This is a genomic window from Acinetobacter sp. GRABPA_MV_2 (assembly GCF_056725885.1).
The window spans coordinates 1-26456 of sequence record NZ_JBWZNA010000016.1; the positions used below are offsets into that span (position 1 = coordinate 1).

General features: G+C 38.5%; 21 protein-coding genes, 3 tRNA genes and 1 pseudogene. 13 read left to right on the forward strand and 12 right to left on the reverse strand.

The window, feature by feature from the left end:
• The 3 genes from ACXM0J_RS13700 to ACXM0J_RS13710 form a co-directional block, all read left to right on the forward strand.
• Window positions 1-3997 (forward strand): beta strand repeat-containing protein (locus ACXM0J_RS13700; RefSeq protein ID WP_304457334.1); only part of this gene is annotated, 3997 nt, incomplete at its 5' end.
• 144 nt (window positions 3998-4141) lie between these two features.
• Window positions 4142-5797: a glycoside hydrolase family protein gene (locus tag ACXM0J_RS13705; RefSeq protein WP_086264420.1), complete on the forward strand. Its 1656-nt coding sequence runs from the start codon at window positions 4142-4144 to the stop codon at window positions 5795-5797.
• Window positions 5794-7524, forward strand: coding sequence for a CapA family protein (locus tag ACXM0J_RS13710; protein WP_086264421.1), 1731 nt, complete (start codon window positions 5794-5796; stop codon window positions 7522-7524). Before ACXM0J_RS13705 ends, ACXM0J_RS13710 begins: the two co-directional genes overlap by 4 nt.
• On the opposite strand, the gene ACXM0J_RS13715 is transcribed toward ACXM0J_RS13710, so the two are convergent.
• Window positions 7521-8237, reverse strand: coding sequence for a zinc metalloprotease (locus ACXM0J_RS13715; protein ID WP_086264422.1), 717 nt, complete (start codon window positions 8235-8237; stop codon window positions 7521-7523). The genes ACXM0J_RS13710 and ACXM0J_RS13715 overlap by 4 nt on opposite strands.
• Window positions 8238-8319: 82 nt before the next feature.
• On the opposite strand from ACXM0J_RS13715, the gene ACXM0J_RS13720 reads away from it, so the two are divergent.
• Window positions 8320-8649, forward strand: a complete 330-nt coding sequence (locus ACXM0J_RS13720) for an MGMT family protein (RefSeq protein WP_086264497.1) — start codon at window positions 8320-8322, stop codon at window positions 8647-8649.
• A 73-nt stretch (window positions 8650-8722) separates the two neighbouring features.
• Here ACXM0J_RS13720 and ACXM0J_RS13725 read toward each other — a convergent pair whose 3' ends face one another.
• On the reverse strand, window positions 8723-9160 hold the full coding sequence (locus ACXM0J_RS13725) for a universal stress protein (RefSeq protein ID WP_086264423.1): 438 nt from the start codon (window positions 9158-9160) through the stop codon (window positions 8723-8725).
• Window positions 9161-9347: 187 nt separating this feature from the next.
• Here ACXM0J_RS13725 and ACXM0J_RS13730 point away from each other — a divergent pair, with 187 nt between their 5' ends.
• Window positions 9348-10778: a KAP family P-loop NTPase fold protein gene (locus ACXM0J_RS13730; protein ID WP_086264424.1), complete on the forward strand. Its 1431-nt coding sequence runs from the start codon at window positions 9348-9350 to the stop codon at window positions 10776-10778.
• Here the strand turns inward: ACXM0J_RS13730 and ACXM0J_RS13735 are convergent.
• The 4 genes from ACXM0J_RS13735 to carA form a co-directional block, all read right to left on the reverse strand.
• The gene (locus ACXM0J_RS13735) at window positions 10773-11402 is read right to left on the reverse strand and encodes a CatB-related O-acetyltransferase (protein WP_086264425.1); all 630 of its coding nucleotides are present in this window, start codon (window positions 11400-11402) and stop codon (window positions 10773-10775) included. The genes ACXM0J_RS13730 and ACXM0J_RS13735 overlap by 6 nt on opposite strands.
• A gap of 74 nt (window positions 11403-11476) precedes the next feature.
• Window positions 11477-11953 (reverse strand): transcription elongation factor GreA, encoded by a 477-nt coding sequence (gene greA, locus ACXM0J_RS13740; RefSeq protein ID WP_002115570.1) that lies wholly within the window; start codon window positions 11951-11953, stop codon window positions 11477-11479.
• Window positions 11954-12041: 88 nt separating this feature from the next.
• Window positions 12042-15272 carry a carbamoyl-phosphate synthase large subunit gene (carB, locus tag ACXM0J_RS13745; RefSeq protein WP_086264426.1) on the reverse strand — a complete coding sequence of 1077 codons (3231 nt, stop codon included), beginning with the start codon at window positions 15270-15272 and terminating at the stop codon, window positions 12042-12044.
• A gap of 14 nt (window positions 15273-15286) precedes the next feature.
• A complete protein-coding gene (gene carA / locus ACXM0J_RS13750) occupies window positions 15287-16426 on the reverse strand; it encodes a glutamine-hydrolyzing carbamoyl-phosphate synthase small subunit (protein WP_005067597.1) in 1140 nt (379 codons plus the stop codon).
• Window positions 16427-16562: 136 nt separating this feature from the next.
• Between carA and ACXM0J_RS13755 the strand changes: the two are divergent.
• Window positions 16563-16709: pseudogene (locus tag ACXM0J_RS13755) on the forward strand (hypothetical protein); the annotation flags it as partial.
• A 29-nt stretch (window positions 16710-16738) separates the two neighbouring features.
• Window positions 16739-17326 (forward strand): hypothetical protein, encoded by a 588-nt coding sequence (locus ACXM0J_RS13760; protein WP_086264427.1) that lies wholly within the window; start codon window positions 16739-16741, stop codon window positions 17324-17326.
• 59 nt (window positions 17327-17385) lie between these two features.
• On the opposite strand, the gene ACXM0J_RS13765 is transcribed toward ACXM0J_RS13760, so the two are convergent.
• Both ACXM0J_RS13765 and yhbY read right to left on the reverse strand, forming a co-directional pair.
• Complete coding sequence (locus ACXM0J_RS13765) at window positions 17386-17922, reverse strand: DOMON-like domain-containing protein (RefSeq protein ID WP_086264428.1); 537 nt, start codon at window positions 17920-17922, stop codon at window positions 17386-17388.
• A 16-nt stretch (window positions 17923-17938) separates the two neighbouring features.
• Window positions 17939-18262, reverse strand: a complete 324-nt coding sequence (gene yhbY, locus ACXM0J_RS13770; RefSeq protein ID WP_002115576.1) for a ribosome assembly RNA-binding protein YhbY — start codon at window positions 18260-18262, stop codon at window positions 17939-17941.
• 199 nt (window positions 18263-18461) lie between these two features.
• Here yhbY and rlmE point away from each other — a divergent pair, with 199 nt between their 5' ends.
• The 4 genes from rlmE to ACXM0J_RS13790 all read left to right on the forward strand — a co-directional run bounded on the left by rlmE (window position 18462) and on the right by ACXM0J_RS13790 (window position 22575).
• Window positions 18462-19112 (forward strand): 23S rRNA (uridine(2552)-2'-O)-methyltransferase RlmE, encoded by a 651-nt coding sequence (rlmE, locus tag ACXM0J_RS13775; protein WP_000235573.1) that lies wholly within the window; start codon window positions 18462-18464, stop codon window positions 19110-19112.
• 133 nt (window positions 19113-19245) lie between these two features.
• Entirely contained in the window at window positions 19246-21141 is a 1896-nt protein-coding gene (gene ftsH / locus ACXM0J_RS13780) for an ATP-dependent zinc metalloprotease FtsH (RefSeq protein WP_033848050.1), read from the forward strand.
• A 133-nt stretch (window positions 21142-21274) separates the two neighbouring features.
• Window positions 21275-22126, forward strand: a complete 852-nt coding sequence (gene folP, locus ACXM0J_RS13785; protein WP_213034368.1) for a dihydropteroate synthase — start codon at window positions 21275-21277, stop codon at window positions 22124-22126.
• A gap of 134 nt (window positions 22127-22260) precedes the next feature.
• On the forward strand, window positions 22261-22575 hold the full coding sequence (locus ACXM0J_RS13790) for a DUF5713 family protein (protein ID WP_057062925.1): 315 nt from the start codon (window positions 22261-22263) through the stop codon (window positions 22573-22575).
• Here the strand turns inward: ACXM0J_RS13790 and ACXM0J_RS13795 are convergent, their stop codons facing one another.
• Both ACXM0J_RS13795 and ACXM0J_RS13800 read right to left on the reverse strand, forming a co-directional pair.
• Window positions 22576-22917 (reverse strand): hypothetical protein, encoded by a 342-nt coding sequence (locus ACXM0J_RS13795; protein WP_213034370.1) that lies wholly within the window; start codon window positions 22915-22917, stop codon window positions 22576-22578.
• 78 nt (window positions 22918-22995) lie between these two features.
• Window positions 22996-23081 (reverse strand) — tRNA-Leu (locus ACXM0J_RS13800).
• A 196-nt stretch (window positions 23082-23277) separates the two neighbouring features.
• On the opposite strand from ACXM0J_RS13800, the gene ACXM0J_RS13805 reads away from it, so the two are divergent.
• A complete protein-coding gene (locus ACXM0J_RS13805; RefSeq protein WP_086264429.1) occupies window positions 23278-25065 on the forward strand; it encodes an alkaline phosphatase D family protein in 1788 nt (595 codons plus the stop codon).
• 103 nt (window positions 25066-25168) lie between these two features.
• Here the strand turns inward: ACXM0J_RS13805 and ACXM0J_RS13810 are convergent.
• Window positions 25169-25254, reverse strand: a tRNA-Leu gene (locus ACXM0J_RS13810).
• A gap of 11 nt (window positions 25255-25265) precedes the next feature.
• Window positions 25266-25339 (reverse strand) — tRNA-Cys (locus ACXM0J_RS13815).
• A 152-nt stretch (window positions 25340-25491) separates the two neighbouring features.
• Between ACXM0J_RS13815 and folD the strand changes: the two genes are divergently transcribed.
• Window positions 25492-26340, forward strand: a complete 849-nt coding sequence (gene folD / locus ACXM0J_RS13820) for a bifunctional methylenetetrahydrofolate dehydrogenase/methenyltetrahydrofolate cyclohydrolase FolD (RefSeq protein ID WP_002115552.1) — start codon at window positions 25492-25494, stop codon at window positions 26338-26340.
• Window positions 26341-26456 lie beyond the last annotated feature (116 nt).

The following is a 26456-nucleotide window of genomic DNA, read 5'->3' on the forward strand; positions in this document are numbered from 1 at the left end:
CGTAGATGTTGCTGATGCAGATGTAACGGTAACTCTAGATGTTACTCCACCTGATATCACTACAACTGTGTTAGCAATTGACCCAGTTACTGCTGATAACATCTTGGATGCGACAGAAGCTGGTGGATCAGTGACCTTAACAGGTACATTAACCAACATCCCTGCAGATGCAGTAACAACCGGTGTTGTGGTTACTGTAAATGGTGTTGACTATACAGCCACAGTTGATGCCGTAGCAGGTACTTGGACAGTTGATGTAGCTGGTAGTGGTCTTGCAGCAGATTCAGACTTAACTGTTGATGCTACTGCAACATTCACAGACCTCGCAGGAAACACTAGTACACTTCAAGATACGCAAACTTATACTCTTGCAAGCTCTATCATTGCTTTCGATAACACTGATACAGCTGTACTTGCTCCTCAACCATTGCTTGTACAAGATGATGCAGCATTAGGAAGTAATACTTATCTAGCACTTGTATCGCTTGCTGGACTTGATTTGCAGTTAGGATCAGAGTCAATTGGCTTTACAGTGGGTGCTGGTCAAGAAGGCAATGCGACCTTTACTTATAGTGCTTTAATTGGAGTGGATGCATTATCTGATTACTCTCTAGTAGTTCAGAAACTTGACCCAGTAACAGGCGAATGGACTTCGGTCTATGGTGGTGGTGAGGCTGATATTCTTGATCTTACTTTACTAGGTTCAACTCCTGGTGTGGTTCTTGATGGTCTAGAAGAAGGACAATACCGTGCATTCATGACTTACAACGGTCTTCTAGGTATTGGTTTACTTGGCACCTTAACAGGCACAATGGATGTTTATGACACAACACAAGTAGGTGGTTACTACACTGAAGTTGCTGACGGTAACGTCATTACGGAAATTAATGATTCAGGTGAGGTGGATGTTGTAACTGCAACCACTGTTGTAAGTGCGGTTAATGGTCAACCTGTTGTAGCAGATGGTACGATCATTAATGGAACTTACGGTACATTAGAGATTAACCTTGATGGTTCGTACACATATACGCCTACTGCAAGCGCAGCTGGTGTAGGACAAACTGAGCAGTTTACATATACGTTAACTGATCCTGTAACTGGTGATACGGCTCAAGCAAACCTCAACATTCAATTGAGTTCTGTGAAAGCAGTGGATAATGTTGTAACTGCAGAGATCAACCCAGAACCATTGCTAGTTGCAGATGATGTAGCGTTAGGTAGTTCAACTTACCTTGCAGCAGTATCGTTAGCAGGTATCGACTTACAATTGCTTGGTAACGACGCAATTGAGTTTACTGTTGATCCAAACCGCGAAGGTACAGCAACGTTCACATTCGATGCCATAATCACAGCAGATTTACTCAGCGATTATGCAATCGTTGTTCAGAAATTTGATGAAGCAACAGGACAATGGGTATCGATTGGTGGTACTAACCCAGAAGCATCACTTATCGATTTATCGCTTATCGGAGGTACACCAACAGCTGTACTTGAAGGATTGGATGCTGGTCAGTACCGCGCATTCATCGGATATGAAGGCTTGCTAGGTGTAGGTTTAGGCGGAACATTAACTGGTACGATGGATGTTTATAATCCATACATCGTGGCTGGTTACTCTGTTGAACCGATCTCTGGTAATGTCATCAAAGATGCAAGCCTCACTGGTGAAGTTGATGCAGCAAGCAGCAGCGCTGTGATCTCTCAAGTGAATGGTGTTGCAGTTGATCCAGTTGCTGGTGCAACAATCACTGGTACATACGGTACATTGGTGATCGACCAAGATGGTAACTACACCTATACTCCAACTGTAGACGGAGCAAACCTAGGTCAGGTAGATCAATTTACCTACACCTTGCTTGATCCTGTAACAGGTAACACTTCTGAGGCAACACTTTACGTTCGTCTCGATAGTGACAGTGTAGATATGACTTGGAATGATGCAGATCCATCTCAACCAGCTGTAATTACTAGTCCGCTTCCAGTAGATGCGATGGATAACGTTGCTTCAGCTGAAATAGACATGGTTTATCCTGTAACGACTGAGGTACTTGATAACGCGATTAGCTATAACTGGTTACTCGGTGTGGGTGGTATCGTTATCGGAGCTAAAGAAGGTACAGCTACATTTACAGTTGATCCAGGTAATCTGACAGACGCCATTATTGCAGTGGACTTTGGTTCGGTTGCTACGGTTGTCGACGGTTTACATGTGGTATTAACACGAGTAAATCCAGATGGCACTCGTACTGTAGTTGCGGATAGTTCTGATACTGGCGTGATTGACTTATTAGGTATCTTTGGTTCCGAAGTTCAATTCAAGATTGATAACTTAAGTGCCGGTACTTACGAGTTGTTCATGGAAAGCAACACATTACTTACAGCTTTAGGTAGTGTTACTGCGGATATCACGCTGAATCATGGTGATATTACTCAGCCACCTGTACTGGTTGTTGACCCTGTAACTGGTAATGTACTTGCTGATGATAACTCTGCGGTTTACGGTACAAACTATGTGCCGGACTACATTACGACAACTTCTGTAGTAACTGCTGTTACAGCTGAAAATGGTAATACGGCTACAATTGTAGCGGGTACTCCAGAAACGGTTATTGGTGTATACGGAACTCTGACTATTAATTCAGATGGTACTTATAGCTATCAAGCAACTGCGGATATGGCGAATGTAGGTAAAGTTGATAGCTTCACTTACACAGTCACAGATCCAGTTACTGGTAGAACTGATACCGCGACATTACATGTTCAAGTTGGTTCGCCAGATGTTGATGTAACTTGGAATACAGCAGATCCTTCGGCAGATGCTACACTTCCAACACCATCTGTAACAGCTGATACAGATGATGCAACAATCAGCATGTCACCAGTGGTAGATCCACTTGTGGATGTAACAAGTCCAAATGTTTCGATTAGTCTTTTTGATAATAGTAATACTGTATTGTCAAATAACTTTACTGTCGCGGCCAATACTGTAGCGGATGTCAATCTACAAATGCTTTATACGGCTACTTTAAGCTTATCTGCATTACCAACTGTAGGTTATGTAATCCAGCGCTCTACAGATGGCGGTGCAACTTGGGTAGATACAGCGTACTCTAGTTCTCAAACTGCTTTAGCTGGTGTACTTGGAGCACCTGCTTTATCTGATTCGGTAGCTCATTTGTCAGAAGGTCTATATCGAGTACAATTCAGTTTATCTAGTTTGATTTCAATTGGTAACGTAACTCTGGATACTGTAGTGAACACTACTGTTACGCATCTAGACCAATACACACCAGATGGTCAAACAGACTGGATTACTGGCAACGTTCTTACTAATGATGTCGTAGAAGGCACTCAGCTCTATGTAATGAACTCAACGACTGGCACTTATGAGCTAGCTGCTGGTCAAGGAGTGGATACAGGTGAAGGCACATTGTATCTATACAATGATGGGTCTTATTTCTACAAACCATTAGATAGCGCGGCAAATGCGACAGTTGATGTGATTGATTACAAGTTGGTTTCAGTGATCGATGGTAGTGAATATGCCTCTACATTGACGATTAACTTGAGTCAAGAGTTGAATAGCCTTGCGGTAAGTACTGCGGCAAATGATACATTTGCTCTCGGTAATGGCTCTGATACCTTGATCTACAACACGTTAACGGCTGCAAGTGTCACTGATGCAACTGGCGGTAACACAACAGGTGGTGTAGATGTATGGACTGACTTCCATGTAGGTGATACTGCAACAGATGATCAAGCTGATAAGATTGACTTAAGTAACTTGTTAATTGGTTCTCAAACTAACTTAACAATCGGTCAATATGTGACAGTAAGTTATGATGCTGGTACTCAAACTGCGACAATCAGCGTAGACCGTGATGGCGGATTACTCATCGAAGGTACTTACACTGAAACGCCATTGCTTCAATTGACTAACCTTACAGGTTCTGTGACATTGAATGACTTGATCAATAATGGTCAAATCATTTTCTAATCTGACAAGTGACTTATAAAAAAAGAGCCTTCGGGCTCTTTTTTTTCGTCTAAACAATACGTTAACTTAGCGTTTCACATGTTCATGTTATGATGGATTGAAAACTTTATAGAACAACAAATAACGGATAGGGACTGATTTCGAGTGACAGCATTTTTAAACTTCCAAAGACAACTGAACCTTTGGTTAGAACATATCGCTCCCCATGTTTCAGATCTTCAAAAAGAGACGATTTTATTTATATCTTATGGGCCTAAAGACCAAAGATGTAACGTATGGCATAGTGAGAAAACAAACTTTTCTCAAGCAAAAATACAATTCTTAGCCTTCATTAATGACCAGTTTGCACATGAGTCACTTGTTGATTATATAAAAATTGATGTTGCATATAATTTAACGAAGCAAGCTTGGAAAGTAGTAGAGCAACAGGTCCATCATCAATTTCACAACAACCACTACCGTAAAGGTATTGGGTTTGATGAACAATGTTCAGTTGCTTTTCTTGAGCAAGAGATTTATGGAAAAGCAATTATTCGAGGTTTGAGCTATGACAAACCCAACTTTTTTGATGAAACAAATCTGAATTATGCAATTAAGCAAAAATATAACGTGACTAGACCACAGATTAAACTACAAGAGCTACAAGACATTTGGACTTTTGATACCTACGCAGCATTTTATGAAAATGGGCAATTGATTAATTTAGCGAGCGGTTATGATGCAAATGGTATTAGGGCGATTTCGAGCAATAAGAAACAGCATTTTCAGTCGTTAATTGAAAAAAATTCGGCATTTTTGCATGATCAAATTCAAGAAAATGGCAAATTTATCTATGGCTATTTTTCTGCCTATGATCGCAATATTCGTAACTACAATACGGTACGCCACTGTACTTCAGTGTATGCATTGCTAGAAACATTTGAAGTGCAGAGTAAGCCAGAATATTGGCCCAAAATACATGCTGCTATCCAATATGCACTGACCAACTTTTATAAAGAAAAAGATTCAGAAACTGCTTTTATGATTGATGGTAAAGAAGGGGAGTTTGAAATTAAATTAGGAGCCAATGCGGCTGCTATTTTAATGTTCACTAAATATCAGGAAATTACTCAAAAAACTGATTATCAAAAATATGCAGAGAAATTAGCAAATGGTATTTTAAAATTAGTAAATTCAAATGGCTCAACAACTCACGTATTAAATTATCCAGATTATGACTTAAAAGAAAAATTCAGAATTATTTATTATGATGGTGAAGCTGCTTTAGCTTTATTAAGGTTATATCAAATTAATCAGGATAAAAAATTATTAGAAACTGTTAAATTAATGTTTGAATATTTTATTGAAAATAGATATGAAAAATATCATGATCATTGGTTAAGTTATTGTACCAATGAGCTTACAAAAATATGCCCTGAAGATAAATATTTTATTTTTGGTTTAAATAATTATTTAAAACACTTTATTTTTATTCGTAACCGAAAAACAACGTATGCGACTTTATTAGAAATGTTAATGGCTGCTTATAAAATGGTTAGCCGCTTAAAAGAGCAGGGACGTACAGCACTTTTTGAGCAGGCTTACATGCCGGAGCTTCAAAAATTAATTGAATTTAGAACTGATTTTCAAACAACAGGATTTTTTTATCCAGAAGTGGCTATGTATATGGCACGACCAGATAAAATTTTACATGCATTTTATATTCGTCATGACCGTTTTCGAGTAAGGATTGATGACCAAGAGCATAACTTATCGGGTTACATCGCTTACGTTAAAGATTACAAAGGTGATGAGCTATGAAGTATCAACCCGTTGAAATCAAGTTATTAGCACATATCGACACTACAAATTTTGATGAAGCTGTATGGCAATTCGAATTTGACGATGACATCTCCACGTTATTGCTGATCGACTATGCACTAGAACAATTTCAGCAAAAAAGTGTACTGGCTCAAGACGTCTATATTGTGCCACAAAATATGAGTAAGCACATTGGACAGCAAAATTTAGGTTTAAAAGCATCTGAAAAGTATACATTTACTGAACTGTTCCAGTTCTTAATTTTTACTCAAGCAGTAGATGTAAAAGAAGCTTTAAGTAATATGCTTTTCGGTAAAAGTGAAAAAGCACATTTAATTTTGTCCGAAAGGGCTGATGTCTATCACTTAACATTAAAAAAAGAAGGTTTACGAAATCAGTTAAAGCATTTGTTTTTATTGCTCAGAAAAATTTATAGCTATCCCAATGAAATAAAAAAACTCTTCTTTATAAAAGAGCTGAATTTTCAAGGAAAGACTTATCTCCCTCAGACACCATTAGTGGGACAGAATGTAGTAGAGGTCTTATATCTTACAAATTCTTTTAGAAGAATTTATCTCACGTTCTTTGAAGAAAACCAAACGATTGGTTTCTTTTCATTTTTAGATGATATTCATCGTGCTGAGCACTTGATTCCTTATTACCATTGTTTTCAAGCACAGAAGGTACAACCTAAAGTTTGCTCAGCCCCAAGTGGTATTATCAACATTTTGGGGGATACTTATTTTGGGGAGATCTATACAGAAAAGCGCAAGTCAAAGGGTCAAAAAGATGCTCTACAACAATATGGATATGACTATTCTTTTGAGAAAATAAAAGCTTTTTTAGGTGAACATGACTTAAATATTGCTAACTTTGAAGCGGTATTTTCTTTAGAAAACCAATCTCCTTTAGATCATAAAAAGCCTTTTATTCTTAAAGCTGATGCTGAACAAACATTAGTAGAATTCAAAAATATTCACCTTAATCATGTTGTGTTGGCAAATAACCATCTAAAAGACTATGGGGATCGTGGGCTGACTTATACATTACAACAGTTGGATCAAGCTAACATTTCTTATATCGGGGCAGGTGTAAACCAAAAAGATGCTCATAACTACTTTCAACTCTCTTTTGAAAATAAGCGTTATGCTATTTTTAACGGATACTGGCATAGAGACACTGCCTATCTCGATTATGATTTTTATGCTTTAGGTCATAAGAGTGGGGTCGCGTGTTTAAATGGTGTTTTGCTTGAACAAATAGGTCGCTATAGGCTGATTCATCCTGAACATAAAATTATTGTTATTTGCCATTGGGGTGTCGACTTTAAGCCAATTACGAAAGAACAGAGTAAGCTTGCTACGATTCTAATCCAAGCTGGCGCTGACCTGATCATTGGCCATGGTGCCCATACTATTCAACCTGTCCAGATCATCAACCAAAAGCCAGTCGTATTTGGTATTGGCAATGCTGTGTTTAATAGCAATGGCGAATATGAAAAACACAATGCTTTACCATTTGGCTGTATAGCAAGGTTAGATTTATCAAAAGACTTACTTCGCCTTTATCCAATTTACACCAATAATTTGAAAACATTTTGGCAGCCGTATCCAGTCGATGCTGAAGATTTCTTAAAGGCGAGTACTTACATGACATCTTTACTGACCCCTGAAAATTACATCGCTACCCAAGATAACTTAGGAGCATATATTGAAATTAAATTTTAGGGATATTGTTTGTACGTTGATAAAATCGTTTGAAGTTGTACCGGCGTAAATCCTAAATTTCTTAAGCCACCACTGCCTAATTTACATTCGGCGCTTGCCATGATGTTGGTTGGAGTACGTTTTGTAGCTTTTGGCGCACAAACATGTTTTAGACCAAACACATGTCCCATCTCATGCACGCTACCAGCCTGAATATTATAATTGAGGCGGTTCCAGTCTAATAAAATAAAGGGTTTGCCATTATTACGAAAGGCTCTACTCGTTACATCTTCAAATTTCCATTTCGTTGAATAGGCATCATAAATAAAAACAATCACTTCTTTACTCGCAGTTCGTTTTGGAAAACACGTATTTACACTGGCAGGAATAGTTTCAATCGTAATTGGGTAGGGCTGATTAATCTGTTGTTTTAAATCACAATGTAATTTTGAAAACTCTTCATAAGGAATATAACGATGTAATTTAAATTTAAAAATTTTATTATTTTTATCATCCACATAGTATCTATTTAATATTTTAATTTCCTTACGCATCTGTTGATAATTATCAAACTTTGTTGCTTCTGGAGAATTAGTTGTAAAAACAAAAGTGACTGGAATAATAGGGCGGCCATCTGTGGAGACTTTAGGTGCTTCTCCTAAAGGAAGAGGAGGGCGTGTAGTACAAGAAACGCATAGTAAAGTGCCAGTAATCACCAGTAATGTTTTTTTCATGCAGATTTCCCTCAAGCCCACCTTGGATTGCATTTAGTTTTATTCAAAAAATTTTTATATGATATGAATTATGTCAATTTTTATGGAGTCCACTTTGACAACTCAGTATGAACTACATCGGCAAATTTTAGAAGTCATTGCTTTGATTCCTTACGGAAAAGTTGCAACGTATGGACAAGTGGCTCGTATGGCAGGATTACCAAAACATGCGAGATTAGTAGGCTATGTTTTAAAACATCTTGAAACTGATCATCAAGTTCCTTGGTATCGTGTGATTAATTCTCAAGGAAAAATTAGCCTAAGTAAATTTAATGAAAAAGGTGAAAATATTCAGCAATTAAAATTGGAAGCTGAAGGTGTTTATTTGTTAAATGGTAAAGTTGACTTAAAGCAGTTTGCTTGGCAGCCTTAAATCTATTGAAAAAAGTTTATTTATCAAAAATTGCCTAAATTATTAAGATTAACAAGATAGGCAATATTGAAAATTATCGAACAATTAACACGGGAATATGGCTTTCCCCTAAAACTTTTTGTGCCACACTTCCTAAAACGAGTTTTCGTACCCCCGTGCGCCCATGAGAGCCCATTACAATCAAATCTGCATTTAAGTCTTGGGCAGCCTGAATGATTTCCTCATGAACGACAAAACCTTCCAGCAGTTTAGTCTCAACGGTAATGCCTTCATTGGCAAACTCTTGTTTTGCGTGTTCTAAAATATCGAGTAAATAAGTTCTTGTGCGTTCAATCAAATCATTAGTTTGACCAGTTTTTACGTAGACATCAGCAATAAAAGGATCAAGTGCCATCACTTGTACAATTGTAATTTTGCTATTTAGTGCTTTTCCCAGTTTAATGGCCTCTTTCATGGCGACCATAGAAGTTTCAGAACCATCAATTGGTACTAGAATATGTTGATATAACATGAGATTGTTCCTTATCATTTTATTTCAGTTAGTCTTAAATACTTTTTAAAAAATGACTATTCCTTTATCTTAAACCCATTAAATACTTAAAAAAACCTAGTAGAACAATCTAAATTATTTATTTTTAGTTCAATCATTCTAAATGCTATATTGGAATAATAAATTTTATTTTTATCTAATTAATACAATGAGCGAATTAAACCAACTTAATTGGAACAATACAAACTTAGATAATATTGAGAATGCTTGGGAGGGAGACCTTTGGGGGCGAAAATATTTGGGAGAAAGATTAACTAACTATGTTGATCGGTTACAGTGTGGAGCTGTTCTGACGTTGGATGCACGTTGGGGAGAGGGAAAAACATGGTTTGTTAAACATTGGCAAAAACACCTTGAGCATACTGGCCATAATGTAATTTATTTAGATGCTTTTGCGAATGATTACTTAGATGACCCCTTTTTAGTAATAACTTCAGAAATTACAAATATTTTAAGTAAAGACCAAAAAACTAAGAAAAATGTGGAAAATCTAATCAAATTGTCGGCATCTATTGGAACAGCTCTATTACCATCTTTGCCTAAAGTAGCACTTACTATAGGATTACATTTAATTGGAGCTGGTTTTTTAGGTGGACTTTTACAGCAAGGTTATGAAAATGCAAAAGATGAAGTAGAAAGTCTAACTGAGGAAGCAAGTGATCGAATTAAGGAAAGCATTCAAGAAAAAATTGCAGGGCATGAAGCTGAAAAGAAAACACTAAATGACTTCAAAAAATATTTAACAGAGACAGTTAGTAAGTTGGATCAACCATTAGTTTTTATAATAGATGAACTAGATCGCTGTCGTCCTGATTTTGCTATTCGTTTGATTGAACGAATTAAGCATTTTTTTGATACCCCAAAAATTGTTTTTGTTCTAGTAATGAATAAAACACAATTACTTCAGTCAATAAAAACCTTTTATGGATATGATTCGGAAATACAAGGTGATTATTTAGAAAAATTCGTCGATTTTACAATTCAATTTCCATCCAATATTGCAGATTACCATTATGAAAATATAATTAAAGAACAATTGTTTAGGATCGGAGAGTTAACAAGTTTAGATGAAGTGAATGAATTATATTTTTTTACTTTGGCCTTGCAGCTTGAAAAAAAACTCAATGCGCGTGCATTTATAAGGAAAATTAATCAATTTGCATTGTTACGAACTGATAATGCTAATAAAAATTTGATTTTACTAAGCTATATGATGGGGGTAGAGCCATTTGCAAATCATCAAATTTATATAGAGAAAGTCATTAACAAATTAATTTCTTATCTATGTAAAGATAAGCGCGAATTTCTAAGCAAGCATCATTTGAGTGCAGGTATGCATGGTATTGAAAATATTTCAGACGCAGAGTGGTATAGAATTATTCTCGAATATGATTATCAAGTAAAGGGAACTATTATTGATAAATTAATACAAGCATATGATCAAGCTAGACGTAGTAATGATAGTTCTTCAAGAGAATATACTTTACGAAATTTCCTTAAAGATTTAGCTATTTATAACATTGATCACTCAAATCGTTTTGAGGAAGATTGGAAATCATATATTAAAGAAGGGCTATAATTTTTGAGTTTCCATATATTCATATAGACAAGCTATATCATCAGTTTGCAAATATTCACGTATTTTCAGAATCTGCTTTTCATCTAAATCATACAGTTTTAAAGCAAGCAGTTTATCGATTTGTTCTTGAGGAAAGCGATATTTAATAATTTTCGCAGGCACACCACCTACAATTGCATAGGGTGGAACATCTTTAGTTACTACAGCTCCAGTTGCAACCACTGCACCTTCACCAAGTTTGACACCTTGCATAATCATTGCGCGACTGCCAATCCAACACCCATCAGCAATAACTGTGTCACCAGCTGCTAAAAAACTACGGGTATCAAAAGGGAAAGTCGAAATCCAGTCTGGTCTATGGAGTTGGTTACCACCCATCATGATTACGCATTCAGCGCCAAAACAAACAAAATTACCAATATAAAGTTGATCAATCGGTTTGTCAGGTGTCGAGGCTTTGTCATGTAAATAACGTACAACACAACGTTCAAAACCTTGGTCCCAATAGGCTGAATAATATGAATAATGACCTTTAATATGGATATTCGGGTTTTTAACAGTTTTGGAAATAAACTCAAATTCACACCAATGACGAACTGGGGTGTTAATTAAAGAAGTATCCATTTGTGATTTCCCAAAAATATATCAATGGTATTGAATAAAAACCCCTCATAAAGAGGGGCTAGTTGTGTATTATCTTAGAGATATTCTACACTTACAATTTCATATTCCACTTCGCCTTGAGGAGTAACGATTTTTACTTCATCACCTTCACTCTTGCTCAAAAGGCCACGTGCGATTGGTGAGTTCACTGAGATTTTATTGATTTTAAAATCAGCTTCATCATCACCAACAATTTTATAAGTCTTGCGTTCTTCAGTATCAAGGTTTTCAATCGTTACCGTAACACCGAATACAACACGACCGTTTTGTTCTAAGTCTTTAACATCGATGACTTGTGAAGCACCCAATTTTCCTTCGATATCTTGGATGCGTCCTTCACAGAAACCTTGCTGTTCACGAGCAGCATGGTATTCTGCATTTTCTTTTAAGTCCCCATGTTCACGTGCTTCAGCAATTGCTTGAGTAATACGTGGACGTTCAACAGATTTCAGATGTTGTAATTCTTTCTCTAAGGCGATTTTACCTTCAGGGGTCATTGGATAACGTTGCATTTCGGTCCCTCTTAAGTTGAGAAAACACAGTTAAAAAAATGAAAAAATCCCGCCACCGATAAGGTGACGGGACTTATCGGTAAAAAAATTAACCTACAGTTAAATCTTGCAAGCGGTATACATCCATTGGCAATTTCACAGCAAAGGCTTGGCAAACAGCTTCTGCGCCATTGATAGTCGTTGTGTAATACACTTTGCCTTGTAGGGCAGCACGACGAATCATTGCAGAGTCATATTGAGCCTGTTTACCTTCAGTGGTATTGACAATAAGGTGTATTTCACCATTTTTCAAGCGGTCAACAATATGTGGACGACCTTCAGTAACTTTATTTACAGATTCGCATTCTAAACCTGCTTCTTTAAGCACTTGGTAAGTACCACCTGTTGCAACAAGCTTGAAGCCATATTCAACTAATTTCTTAGCGATATCAGCGATGTATTTCTTGTCAGATTCACGTACTGATAAGAAAGCATGTTTTACTTCGCCTTCAGTTGGTAAACCAGGTAAGCGTTCATTCGAGCCTAAAACAGCTTTATAGAATGCTTCACCAAATGTTTTACCTACGCCCATCACTTCACCTGTAGATTTCATCTCAGGTCCAAGCATAGGGTCTACGCCTTGGAATTTAGCGAATGGGAAAACGGCTTCCTTCACAGCAAAATGCGTTGGAATGATTTCTTTAGTAAATCCTTGAGACTCAAGAGATTGACCTGCCATACAACGTGCAGCAATTTTCGCTAAAGAATCACCAATACACTTAGATACGAATGGAACTGTACGTGAAGCACGTGGGTTAACTTCTAGAACGTAAATATCGTCACCTTTTACAGCGAACTGAACGTTCATCAAGCCAACAACGCCAAGTTCTTTTGCCATCGCAATCGTTTGACGACGCATTTCATCCTGAATTTCTTTTGATAAAGAATAAGGAGGAATTGAACATGCAGAGTCACCTGAGTGAATACCAGCTTGTTCGATATGCTGCATGATACCGCCGATCACAACGTCTTTACCGTCAGATACACAGTCAACATCAACTTCAGTTGCATCATCTAGGAAACGGTCAAGAAGAACAGGGGCTTCATTAGATGCTTGAACTGCTTCACGAAGGTAACGTTTAAGTTCTTCTTCGTTATATACGATTTCCATTGCACGACCACCTAATACATAAGATGGGCGAACAACAAGCGGATAACCTACTTTTGCAGCTTCAGAGATACCTTCTTCAGCAGATTTTACAATGCTGTTGTTTGGTTGACGAAGCTGTAAACGTTGGATCATTTGTTGGAAACGTTCACGGTCTTCAGCACGGTCAATCGCATCTGGTGATGTACCGATAATTGGAGTACCTGCTTCTTCTAAAGCACGTGCCAATTTAAGTGGAGTTTGGCCACCATACTGTACGATTACGCCTTTAGGCTTCTCTGTACGTACGATTTCAAGTACATCTTCAAGTGTTACGGGCTCGAAGTATAGACGGTCAGATGTGTCATAGTCGGTAGAAACAGTTTCAGGGTTACAGTTCACCATGATTGTTTCGTAACCGTCTTCACGCATAGCTAATGCAGCGTGTACACAGCAGTAGTCAAATTCGATACCTTGACCAATACGGTTTGGACCACCACCAATCACCATGATCTTGTCACGGTTAGATGGGTTTGCTTCACATTCTTCATCGTAAGTTGAATACATGTATGCAGTACCAGATTCAAACTCTGCTGCACATGTATCAACGCGTTTGTAAACTGGATAAACACCCAAGTTCCAACGTTGCTTACGGAATTGCTTTTGTGAAATGCCCATAAGGTGAGCAATACGAAGGTCAGATAAACCTTTACGCTTGAACGAACGGATGTTGTCAGCGTTTAAGTCACCAAAACCTAAAGTTTTCACTTGAGCTTCAGTTTTAACGATATCTTGAATTTGGATAAGGAACCAGCGGTCAATCTTAGTCGCTTCAAAAACTTCATCTAAAGAGAAACCATGACGGAAAGCGTCCGCTACGTACCAGATACGCTCAGGACCTGGAACTTTAAGTTCTTTTAGAATAATTTCTTTTGCATTTGTTGCACCAGCTTCGATTTTTTCATCAAAACCGCTTACACCAACTTCAAGACCACGTAATGCTTTTTGTACAGATTCTTGGAAGTTACGGCCAATAGCCATCACTTCACCAACAGATTTCATCTGAGTAGTAAGAACTGGTTCAGCTTGCGGAAATTTCTCGAAGTTAAAACGAGGAATCTTCGTTACAACGTAGTCAATTGATGGTTCGAAGCTTGCAGGAGTTACGCCACCAGTGATGTCATTTTTCAATTCATCAAGGGTATAACCAACAGCAAGTTTTGCTGCGATTTTAGCAATCGGGAAACCTGTTGCCTTAGAAGCAAGTGCAGATGAACGAGATACACGAGGGTTCATCTCGATAACAACCATACGGCCGTCTTTCGGGTTAATACCGAACTGAACGTTAGAACCGCCTGTCTCAACACCAATTTCACGAAGAACTGCAACCGAAGCGTTACGCATCAATTGGTATTCTTTGTCAGTTAATGTTTGAGCTGGTGCTACAGTGATTGAGTCACCAGTGTGTACGCCCATTGGGTCAAAGTTTTCGATCGCACATACGATAATACAGTTGTCGTTTTTGTCACGAACAACTTCCATTTCGTATTCTTTCCAACCAATTAAAGATTCATCAATCAATAACTGGTGAGTAGGAGAGAGGTCAAAACCACGTTCACAAATCTCAAGGAATTCTTCGCGGTTATATGCGATACCACCACCCGAACCACCCATTGTGAATGATGGACGGATAATTACCGGGAAACCAAAGCGTGACTGAATTTCTAAAGCTTCTTCCATTGTTTCAGCAATGGCAGCTTTTGGACATTCCAAGCCAATTTTACGCATAGCGATATCGAAGAGTTTACGATCTTCGGCTTTCTCAATTGCGTCTTTAGTTGCGCCAATTAATTCAACATTATATTTTTCAAGAACGCCGTGCTCATCAAGTGCAAGTGCACAGTTCAACGCAGTCTGGCCACCCATAGTTGGTAATACTGCATCTGGACGTTCTTTTTCAATAATCTGTGCAACTGTTTGCCAAGTAATTGGCTCAATATAAGTTGCATCAGCCATTGAAGGGTCTGTCATAATGGTTGCTGGGTTAGAGTTAACCAAAATAACACGGTAGCCTTCTTCACGAAGCGCTTTACACGCTTGAGCACCTGAGTAGTCAAACTCACATGCCTGACCAATCACAATCGGGCCAGCACCAATAATTAAGATGCTTTTAATATCCGTACGTTTAGGCATTATTCGCTCCTTAATTACTGTTTAGATGCTTCGATAAGTTCGATGAAATGATCGAACAATGGGGCACAATCATGTGGACCTGGGCTTGCTTCAGGATGACCTTGGAAGCTGAAAGCTGGTTTGTCTGTACGGTGAATCCCTTGTAAGGTGCCATCGAACAATGATTTATGCGTTGCTTTTAAGTTAGCCGGTAAAGTTTCAGCATCTACAGCGAAACCATGGTTTTGTGAAGTAATCATCACTGTACCATCTTCAAGATTTTGTACAGGGTGGTTAGCACCGTGGTGACCATGGTTCATTTTTACAGTTTTTGCACCAGAAGCGAGTGCCAAGATTTGGTGGCCTAAGCAGATACCAAATACAGGTAATGTTGTGGTTTCAACAATAGTTTTTACAGCTTCGATTGCATAATCACAAGCAGCTGGATCGCCAGGGCCATTTGAAAGGAATACGCCATCCGGATTAAGTGCCAATACTTTTTCAGCCGGAGTTTCTGCAGGTACAACGGTTAACTTGCAACCGCGGTCTGCAAGCATACGCAAGATGTTGGTTTTGACACCGTAATCGTATGCAACTACATGATATTTTAATTCAGGTTGAGAGAAGCCTTGGCCTAGAGTCCATGAACCTTCAGACCATTCAAAACCAGTTGGATCGCAACATTCTTTTGCAAGGTCTAAACCGTTTAAGCCACCAAAAGCACGAGCTTTGGCTATAGCTTCTTCTTCAGTAATATTTTCGCCAGCAAGGATGCAACCATTTTGTGCACCTTTGTCACGCAAAATACGTGTTAATTTACGTGTATCAATATCCGCGATTGCAACAACATTGTGTTCTTGCAAATATTCACTCAATGACTGTTCAGCACGGAAGTTGCTGTGTAGTAGTGGAAGGTCACGAATAATTAAACCATTCGCCCATACTTTATGGATACGACCAGATTCAACGTCTTCCGCGTTGCAGCCAGTGTTTCCAATATGTGGGTAAGTTAATGTCACAATTTGTTGTGCATAACTTGGGTCAGTCAAAATTTCTTGATAGCCTGTCATGGCTGTGTTAAAAACGACTTCTCCAGTCGTACTTCCCGTTGCGCCGATTGACGTTCCTTTAAAGATCGTTCCATCTGCGAGGGCTAAAATGGCGGGGGTGCTCAAACCAAAGCTCCTGAATTTCGGCTGTAAAAAAGCGAGTAGACCCAAAAAAGATAGGCGATGTTGTGATAAAACATGCCCCTCCCTATCGGTCTGCTCGCTTGTAACTTAACAGCGCATTATACGCATGGAACCTTAAAAAGTCTATTTATTTTCTGCTAAAAAACATAATTCATTGCTTGATTTTTACAAAAAAATTATGTGCTCATCCGAATCATTTACTTTTAATAAATTGTCTAACAATTTGCTGGCTGAATTTTTAGAACTGGATTTATTGTATTGCTAGTTAAAAAATAAACAATATGAGGAAATAGCATGAGTAATGATCAAGTTTCAAAAGATGTGAGCGAGAAAGCTCAAGCTGTAGTTGATTCAGTAAAAGCTGAGGTGAATGAAGTGAAAGAAACCGTAGCTGCTACTACAACTAAAGCAAAAAGAACAGTAACTGCTAAAACTGCGCAAGTAAAAGAAAGTGTTGCAGAGAAAACTGAGCAGATTAAAGAAGTTGCTACAGAAGCAAAAACGCAAGTGAAAGAAGCTATCACTGAAACTCAAGAGCAGGTCAAAGAGGTTTTTAGTGAAACTCAAGAAAAAATTGAAGCTGAAACTCATGAGTTAAACAAGAATATTCAAAATCAATTTATTCAAATTAAACAAGATATTTTACAACGTCTTGATGTGATTAAAGCTCAGTTTACCACTTCACAAGAAGGACTATCTGAACTTAAAAATGCTTTGAAAGCAGAAATTAACGCGCTTATCGAAGATTTGACTAAAGTCAGTAAAGAACTTAAAGGTGATATTAGCCAGATTTCTTTGAAGCACAAAGATTCTTTAAGTGAAAGTATTAAGCGTACTAAAAATAATGCAGTTGAAGCTTGGAATAAAGCACGAGATAACTAATGATCTTAGCTTTTACCCAGCTATAAAAAAGCGAGAATTAATTTCTCGCTTTTTTACTTTTAAAACTGATGTAACCAGTCACGCTTATTATGGAAATCTGCACTTTTTCCACTATGCTGCATTGCATAGTACTGCATACCTTCTTGGGTTTTTAAAACTGCAGTTAAACCTAAATAGAGGTTTGCCCATTTCAAGCGATGCTTTTGCATAAATTGTCCCAAATCAAGACTAACATTTAAGCCATAATGAGTACGCTTGAGATGGTTCAGTTCGATATCGTAAGCAGCAAGGGGAGGCATACTTTCTGGGTAGCGATATTCTTCAAACTGATAAGACTGCCATGCTTGAGAAGGGGAAAGGTTAATTTCCCGATAATAATCTTCATCATGCACGCCAACAAAAATTTCGAAACAAGTTTCTTCCCACAAAAAATCCTGACGAGGATGAGCCGCGACTTCTTGGGGCCAGACAATGAGTTGATTTGGATCACGAATCCAAAAACCGACATTTAAGGTGTGCGGTGCTTGCTGTTCAATTGCGCCAACAACAGAAACAGCATGAAAACGATCAAAAGCTGAAAGTTCGTAACTTGCCATAGTTTGTCAAATCAACTTAATTTGCTAAATGAGCGTGGCGAACAAGATTAGACAAATGCTGGTTTTGTTTAGCTGCTTTTTTGTAAAGTAAAACAATTTTACCAATCTTTTGCACAGCTTCTGCGCCAGTCGCTTCTACAATTGCATCAATTACAGCAGTACGTGCTTCACGGTCTTCACCAGCAACTTTAACTTTGATAAGTTCGTGGTCGTTTAAAGCACGAAGAGTTTCTTCGATAACAGCATCTGTTAAGCCTTGTCCACCAATCATGACAACCGGATTAAGCACATGACCAATTTGACGTAAACGTTTACGTTCATGGATAGATAAAGCGGCCATTAAAAATACCTGATTTTAAAAACGACTTAGTATAGCAAAAAACTTAAATTCAGATGTACGAAAAACTGTATAAATAATCGATCAACATTATTGGAAAAAAACTGTAAAACTTGGTGAGATTACGCTACATCCGTACTGTAATGAGAGTAATTTTCACGTACAATGAACGATCAGAAGTTTTTTTGATATTTAGTGAGTTATGGCAACACGCATTACAAACCAGAAATTGTCGAAAAGTAGTCGTGCGTGGATGAGGGAACATCTAGACGATCCTTTTGTAAAAAAAGCACAAAAGGAAGGGTATCGTGCGCGAGCAGCATATAAACTTCTTGAAATCCAAGAAAAATATAAGTTGATCAAGCCAGGCATGACGGTAGTCGATTTGGGTGCAGCTCCTGGTAGCTGGTCTCAAATTGCTGGAAAACTTGTGGGTAGCAAAGGTTTAGTGATTGCTTCAGATATTTTGCCGATGGATGCTTTGCCTGATGTCACTTTCTTACAAGGCGACTTTAGAGAAGAAGCTGTATTTGAAAAATTGTTAAATATTTTAAATGGGCGACAAGTAGACATTGTAATTTCTGATATGGCCCCCAATACATCAGGTAATAGGGCTGTTGATCAACCTAGACAGATTTACTTATGTGAACTCGCTTTAGATTTTGCTCAAAAGGTTCTTGGTCCTAATGGACAGTTTGTTGTTAAAGTGTTCCAAGGCGCAGGATTTGATGAGTTTCGTAAACAAGTGGTTGATAGTTTTGATGTGTTAAAGACAGCAAAACCAGCAGCTTCTCGGGCGCGTTCTAAAGAAGTTTTTTTGGTTGGACAAGGGCGTAAGAAAGCATTGCAATAAAGTTTACTTGCCAAGCTCCTAAAAATTGTGCATTTTGTACTTTTAGGTTATCCGCAAGCAATACAGTTGCTGTTTTTATGACGATCAGCCAAGATTGGGCATGATCAAATTAGATCGATATGGGAATAAAGCTTTGAGCGATTACTTCAAGAATGCCGTATTGTGGCTAATAATACTTGGTGTTCTGATTTTAATTTTCAGTAATATCAGTGACCGCAATAAGCCTACTGCGATGAAATATTCAGATTTCGTTGCAGCGGTGAATGCTGGCCAAATTAAGCAAGTCACAATTGACGGTTTAAATATTAATGGTGAAAAAACTAACGGATCACAGTTTGAAACTGTTCGTCCGCAAGTTGAAGACACTGAGCTTATGCCGAGCTTAAATAAGCAAAATGTTGTTGTAGAGGGAACAGCTCCTCAACGTCAAGGCATTTTGATGCAACTTCTCATTGCTAGTTTCCCTGTACTGTTAATCATTCTGTTATTCATGTTCTTTATGCGTAACATGGGTGGTGGTGCAGGCGGAAAAAATGGACCGATGAGTTTTGGTAAGTCGAAAGCAAAAATGCTTTCTGAAGATCAAATCAAAGTCAATTTTTCTGACGTCGCTGGTTGTGATGAAGCAAAACAAGAAGTTGTTGAAATTGTAGATTTCTTAAAAGACCCTGCAAAATTCAAACGTTTGGGCGCTACTATTCCTCGTGGCGTACTTATGGTTGGTCCTCCGGGTACTGGTAAAACGTTATTAGCCAAAGCAATTGCTGGTGAAGCTAAAGTTCCTTTCTTCAGCATTTCAGGTTCTGACTTTGTCGAAATGTTCGTGGGTGTGGGTGCGTCCCGTGTCCGTGATATGTTCGAGCAAGCGAAGCGTCATGCGCCTTGTATTATCTTTATTGACGAAATTGATGCAGTAGGTCGTCACCGTGGTTCAGGTACAGGTGGTGGTCATGATGAACGTGAGCAAACCTTGAACCAAATGCTTGTAGAGATGGATGGTTTTGAAGGTAACGAAGGTGTAATCGTAATTGCTGCGACAAACCGTGTTGATGTCTTGGATAAAGCGTTATTACGACCAGGTCGTTTTGACCGTCAAGTAATGGTAGGTTTACCTGACATTCGTGGTCGTGAGCAGATTCTGAACGTACATTTGAAAAAATTACCTTCAGTTACGGGTGTGGATGTTAAGGTTCTATCTCGTGGTACTCCAGGTTTCTCTGGTGCGCAGTTGGCAAACCTTGTTAACGAAGCTGCATTATTTGCTGCACGCCGTAATAAGAACACGGTCGACATGCATGACTTTGAAGATGCAAAAGACAAAATCTACATGGGACCAGAGCGTAAATCGATGGTTCTACGTGAAGAAGAGCGTCGTGCAACGGCTTATCATGAAGCTGGTCATGCGATTGTTGCCGAGATTTTACCGGGTACAGATCCTGTTCATAAAGTAACGATTATGCCGCGTGGTTGGGCTTTAGGTGTAACTTGGCAGTTACCTGAACAAGACCAAATTAGCCACTATAAAGACAAGATGCTAAACGAAATTGCAATTTTGTTTGGTGGTCGTATTGCTGAAGAAGTATTTATCCAACAGCAATCTACTGGTGCTTCAAATGACTTTGAGCGAGCTACTAAAATGGCACGTGCAATGGTTACGAAGTACGGTATGTCTGACAAAATGGGTGTAATGGTTTACGAAGATGAAAACCAAAATGGTTTCTTTGGTAATGTAGGAAGCCGTACGATTTCTGAAGCAACTCAACAGTTAGTTGATGAAGAAGTACGTCGTATTCTTGATGAGCAATACAAAGTTGCACGTAATATCTTAGAAAGTAATAAAGATATTGCACACGCGATGGTAAAAGCTTTGATGGAATGGGAAACTATTGATCGTGATCAAATCCGTGACATTATGGAAGGTCGTGAGCCACAACCGCCTAAAGTATATGTTGCTGAAAACCCAGTGGCTGCATTTGAACCACCAAAAGATGGTCCATCTACACCGCCACCATTGCCAGCAATGAACTAATTAGTTAATTAAAAAAGCCACAGTCATGTGGCTTTTTTTATGGGTTTGATTTTGTTAAAAGCTGAAAACAAATCAACACCATACATAGATGATAATTGCTAAAATACAGCCTGATTTTAAACTGGAGCTTTTTATGCAACTAATGCCTTTGCCTCAACAAATTTTACAGTGTGGACAGCTTCAGTTAGATCTATCACAGCCTCACGTTATGGGTATATTAAATGTCACACCAGATTCTTTTAGTGATGGCGGAAAGCATAATCAAATAGATCAAGCGATTGCTCATGCGTTAGCCATGATAGAGCAAGGTGCCACCATTATTGATATTGGTGGAGAGTCTACCCGTCCAGGGGCATCTGAAGTAAGCATAGAAGAAGAAATACGAAGAGTTGTGCCCGTAGTTGAAGCTTTAGCTAAACATAATATTGTTTTATCAATTGATACGAGTCAGCCTGATGTTATTCGTGCAGCGAAAGAAGCAGGAGCACATATTTGGAATGATGTACGTGCGCTTACTCGTCCGAATGCTTTAAAAACGGCAGCAGATCTGGATATACCAGTAGTGATCATGCATATGCGTGGTGAGCCTACTACAATGAATCAGTTAGACCAATATACGGACGTAACCGTAGATGTTATAGCAGAGCTTCAGCAGCGCGTGAATGAAGCTTTAAATGCAGGTGTGAAAAAACATAATATTATTATTGATCCTGGGTTTGGTTTTGCAAAAAATGCGCAGCAAAATTTAAGACTACTCAAAGAATTTTGGAAGCTTGGTGAAATGGGTTATCCGATTTTATCTGGCCTTTCTCGTAAACGTTTTATTGGTGAAGCATTAAAGGGTGTAACTGCAGATCAGCGTGCGGTAGGGAGCGTTATGGGGCATTTGCTTAGTATTCAGCAAGGAGCATCAATTGTCAGAGCACATGACGTGAAAGCAATGACTGATGCAATTTTAGTTTGGAAGGCGATGATACAAGCTTAGCAAAGTAGGCTCTATAAAATCAGGTAGTAGCTCATTAATTTAATGAGCTAGATGATTGAGTCAGGGAAAAATATCGTTATTCTTTTGAAAATATGTTATAAGCGGCAAGTTTTTGCTGTTGTGTAAACTTTTGTATGTTCGAAGACTTACTTCTCCCGATGTTTGATGATGAATATTATCCAGATATTTTGGTCGCTGAACTCAAGCAGCTCATTGAACAATTTGCTAAAAAAGTTCAGAAGCCTGCTTTAGCTGAGCAGGATATCTATCGATATGCTCATCAAACTGTAATTGCAATCAATGAAATGAAACCTCAGTTCGAAGATCTAGATTCTTCCTTGGATGATAGTGCAGCTGACTATATTGCTGAGGCAATGATGATGGTGGCACAGGATGCAGGATATTTAGACCTTGAAATGGAAGAGCTGGTTATGAATCGAGAGTGGTGATTACTCTCGATTTTCAATATCTTCAAATGCATCTAACAAGTGGCAAGATGCCTTTAAATGTATTTCGTCTATTTCTTTAACTTTTAAAACTAAAACACCATTCTCTTGATAATCTGCGTCCGCTAATAAACTGACCCAATAAGTTTCTCGTTTTTGTTCCAACGTTTTAAATTTATCTATTATCTGTTCGGGTGCTTTAACTAAATAATCATCTTTGGTAATAGAGCAACGTGAAAAATACCAATTGTTGTCTTTGAAAGAAATAGTGCCAGAGAAAAGATCTGTGGCATAAACCTTTGTTATAGAGAGGGTAGTGCAAACGAGTAATAATATTCTTATCATAAAATTCATTTTTTAATTAGGCATAAAAAAACCAGCATACGCTGGATTCTTTGTAGCACCAAATTCAACATTTGAAAATGGTGCCCGGGGCCGGACTCGAACCGGCACGCTTTGTGGGCGGGGGATTTTAAATCCCCTGTGTCTACCTATTTCACCACCCGGGCATGTGCGCAATAATAGAGGACAAGTGCGCGATTGGCAAGAGAAAATCAGAGAGTTTGCTTTATTTTCAATCAGTTCTTGTTGGTATTTATATAAATTAACCAATTTATGTCATGATTTGTTCATTAAACTGAGATCAGTTGTTCATCTTATCTACCTAAATTTAAGACACTCATTGCTTAAAACTTAGGTAATTTTATGTCAGAGAAAATTTCACGCCGAGAATTAATTCAAAAAAGTCTGTTCGGTTTTGGGGCGCTATCTTTGCCTGTAGTTTTTACAGGGTGTAATGATGGTTCTGATGAGGAGAATTCAGAAACACAAGCAGATTTTTTACATGGAGTGGCGAGCGGCGACCCATTGCAAGATAAAGTAATTTTATGGACGCGGTTAACACCAGTAGATCTTAATGCGCGTCTTAAAGTTACTTGGGAAATTGCTACCGATGATCAGTTCAAGCAGAATTTAAAGACTGGTACTGTTCAAACGACTAAAACTGACGATTTTACCGTGAAGGTGGATGCAACAGGTCTACAAGCGGGTATGACTTATTATTATCGCTTTCGATTTGGTAGCAAAGTCTCGCCAGTAGGGCAAACAAAAACATTACCTGTAACTACCAATAAGGTCAGCTTCGCAGTATGTTCTTGTTCTAATTATCCTGCGGGTTATTTTTACGTTTATCGTGAAATGGCAAAACAGAATGTGGATGTAGTCATTCATTTGGGCGATTATATTTATGAATATGGGGCTGATGGCTATGCAACAGAAGATGCCGCAAAGCTGGGTCGTACTTTACCGTCCGATAATAATAAAGAAATTATTAAATTAGATGATTATCGCAAACGTTATGCGCTTTATCGTCAAGATAAAGACTTGCAGGCGGTTCATCAGCGTCATCCTTTTATTGTAGTTTGGGATGACCATGAGTTAGCGAATGATACTTGGCGCGAAGGTGCAGAGAATCATCAAAGTAATGAGGGTCCTTTCTTGGAGCGTAAATTAGCTGCTCTACAAGCTTATTTTGAATGGATGCCGATTCGCCCAGTTTCTAGTACCGATCATTTAAATATTTATCGTCAGTTTGATTTTGGGGGGCTTGTTAATTTAATAATGTTAGATACTCGTATTATTGCCCGTGACAAGCAGTTGGATTATGGCAAATATATAACAGCGAATGGCTTAGATATTGAAAAATTCCAAGCGGATTTAACTAATCCAATGCGGACCTTAATGGGGCAAACTCAGCGTGAGTGGTTATTGGGTAGTAAAGAGAAAAATATAGTAGGTGTCTTACAAAGTTCAACTGCAACATGGAATGTGATTGGGCAGCAAGTCTTAATGAGTAAAATGTGGATTCCAGCTGAGTTGTTGGCATCGTTGGGGCAAATTACTTCAGGCGGAACTTCGCCGGATACGTTAGCTAAAATGAATGCGCAAATTACAGAATTAGTCACATTAAAATTACGATTAGAGCAAGGTGATCCAACTTTAACCGTTCAAGAAAAAGCGCGAGTCACAACATTAGTTCCATATAACCTTGATGCTTGGGATGGTTACTATGCTGAGCGAGAGTTTTTGTATGGCAAATTGGCTGAGTTTAATAAGAAAATTATTGTTTTAGCGGGTGATACTCATAATGCGTGGACATCTTACTTATATAGCCAAAAGGGCGAATATGTTGGTGTTGAACTGGCGACAAGTTCGGTATCTTCCCCGGGGCTTGAAAAATATTTAAGTATTCCACTAGCTCAGCTACAACAGTTTGAATTTGCCTTTACTACGCTTATCGATGAATTGGCATATTGTAATTTAAATCAGCGTGGTTATTTGATGGTTACACTTGATGATAAGCAGGCGCAGTCGGATTGGATTTTTGTAGATTCAATTAAAAATCCAGAATACAAAGTAGATTCTAGCCGAAGCTATCAATTGGTGTTGGATGCGAGTTTAACACCTGAAAAAGACAAGCAAAAAACTGCTTAAATATATGGGGCGAGAAAGGATGCTAATAAGCATCCTTTTTTTTAGACATAAAAAAACCAGCTTTCGCTGGATTCTTTATGACACCAATTTCTGTACTAGAAAATGGTGCCCGGGGCCGGACTCGAACCGGCACGCTTTGTGGGCGGGGGATTTTAAATCCCCTGTGTCTACCTATTTCACCACCCGGGCTTTACCAAATTTGGAGGCGGAGGTCGGAATCGAACCGGCGTCCACGGAGTTGCAGTCCGCTGCATGACCACTCTGCCACCCCGCCTACATTTGGTGATGCACATATTAGCAACCTTTACAAAAAAAACAATACTGTTTTGAGATAAGATGAACATAAAAGCAACATCTAGAATAAATTTGTCCAAATAATCATGTATTATTGGCACATTAAATTCATGTCTACCTTGGAGATGTGCTGTGGCATTGGTTTTAGACGGTCGCGCATTAGCAAAGCAAATTGAAGAAAATTTGTCAGTACGTGTTGAAGCTTTAAAAGCTAAAACAGGTCGTACCCCAATTTTGGCGACTATTTTAGTTGGGGATGATGGCGCATCTGCAACTTATGTACGCATGAAAGGAAATGCTTGCCGTCGAGTAGGCATGGACTCTTTAAAAATTGAATTGCCACAAGAAACGACAACAGAACAATTATTAGCTGAAATTGAAAAACTTAATGCTAATCCAGATGTACATGGCATTCTTTTACAACATCCAGTTCCTGAGCAAATTGATGAGCGCGCATGTTTCGATGCAATCTCATTAGCTAAAGATGTTGATGGTGTAACTTGTCTTGGTTTTGGCCGTATGGCTATGGGCGAAGCTGCATATGGTTCAGCAACTCCTGCGGGCATTATGACTATTTTAAAAGAAAACAATATCGAAATTGCTGGTAAACATGCGGTTGTAGTCGGTCGTTCTGCAATTTTAGGTAAACCAATGGCAATGATGCTTTTGCAAGCGAATGCAACAGTAACAATTTGCCATTCACGCACACAAAATTTACCTGAGCTTGTGAAGCAAGCTGACATTATTGTGGGTGCAGTTGGTAAAGCTGAACTTATCCAAAAAGATTGGATTAAACAAGGTGCAGTAGTTGTAGATGCTGGTTTCCATCCTCGTGATGGCGGTGGCGTAGGTGATATTCAACTACAAGGTATTGAAGAAATTGCTTCTGCTTACACACCAGTACCGGGTGGTGTTGGTCCAATGACCATTACAACTTTGATCCGTCAAACTGTAGAAGCTGCTGAAAAAGCTTTAGGTTAATTTAATTAACGCTAGGCTGTTATTTGATACGCGTAACCGTCATCTGCAATTGTTTGAGGCAGAAATACGTTAAAAATTAAATGTTTCTGCGATGCTTCAATTATAGATAGTATCTG

What these genes read in the sequence shown, in the direction of transcription:
- ACXM0J_RS13710 (WP_086264421.1), top strand. Translation starts at nt 5,794, where the DNA reads ATGAAGTATCAACCCGTTGAAATCAAGTTATTAGCACATATCGACACT.
- ACXM0J_RS13715 (WP_086264422.1), bottom strand. Translation starts at nt 8,237, where the DNA reads ATGAAAAAAACATTACTGGTGATTACTGGCACTTTACTATGCGTTTCT.
- ACXM0J_RS13720 (WP_086264497.1), top strand. Translation starts at nt 8,320, where the DNA reads ATGGAGTCCACTTTGACAACTCAGTATGAACTACATCGGCAAATTTTA.
- ACXM0J_RS13725 (WP_086264423.1), bottom strand. Translation starts at nt 9,160, where the DNA reads ATGTTATATCAACATATTCTAGTACCAATTGATGGTTCTGAAACTTCT.
- ACXM0J_RS13730 (WP_086264424.1), top strand. Translation starts at nt 9,348, where the DNA reads ATGAGCGAATTAAACCAACTTAATTGGAACAATACAAACTTAGATAAT.
- ACXM0J_RS13735 (WP_086264425.1), bottom strand. Translation starts at nt 11,402, where the DNA reads ATGGATACTTCTTTAATTAACACCCCAGTTCGTCATTGGTGTGAATTT.
- greA (WP_002115570.1), bottom strand. Translation starts at nt 11,953, where the DNA reads ATGCAACGTTATCCAATGACCCCTGAAGGTAAAATCGCCTTAGAGAAA.
- carB (WP_086264426.1), bottom strand. Translation starts at nt 15,272, where the DNA reads ATGCCTAAACGTACGGATATTAAAAGCATCTTAATTATTGGTGCTGGC.
- ACXM0J_RS13760 (WP_086264427.1), top strand. Translation starts at nt 16,739, where the DNA reads ATGAGTAATGATCAAGTTTCAAAAGATGTGAGCGAGAAAGCTCAAGCT.
- ACXM0J_RS13765 (WP_086264428.1), bottom strand. Translation starts at nt 17,922, where the DNA reads ATGGCAAGTTACGAACTTTCAGCTTTTGATCGTTTTCATGCTGTTTCT.
- yhbY (WP_002115576.1), bottom strand. Translation starts at nt 18,262, where the DNA reads ATGGCCGCTTTATCTATCCATGAACGTAAACGTTTACGTCAAATTGGT.
- rlmE (WP_000235573.1), top strand. Translation starts at nt 18,462, where the DNA reads ATGGCAACACGCATTACAAACCAGAAATTGTCGAAAAGTAGTCGTGCG.
- folP (WP_213034368.1), top strand. Translation starts at nt 21,275, where the DNA reads ATGCAACTAATGCCTTTGCCTCAACAAATTTTACAGTGTGGACAGCTT.
- ACXM0J_RS13790 (WP_057062925.1), top strand. Translation starts at nt 22,261, where the DNA reads ATGTTCGAAGACTTACTTCTCCCGATGTTTGATGATGAATATTATCCA.
- ACXM0J_RS13795 (WP_213034370.1), bottom strand. Translation starts at nt 22,917, where the DNA reads ATGATAAGAATATTATTACTCGTTTGCACTACCCTCTCTATAACAAAG.
- ACXM0J_RS13805 (WP_086264429.1), top strand. Translation starts at nt 23,278, where the DNA reads ATGTCAGAGAAAATTTCACGCCGAGAATTAATTCAAAAAAGTCTGTTC.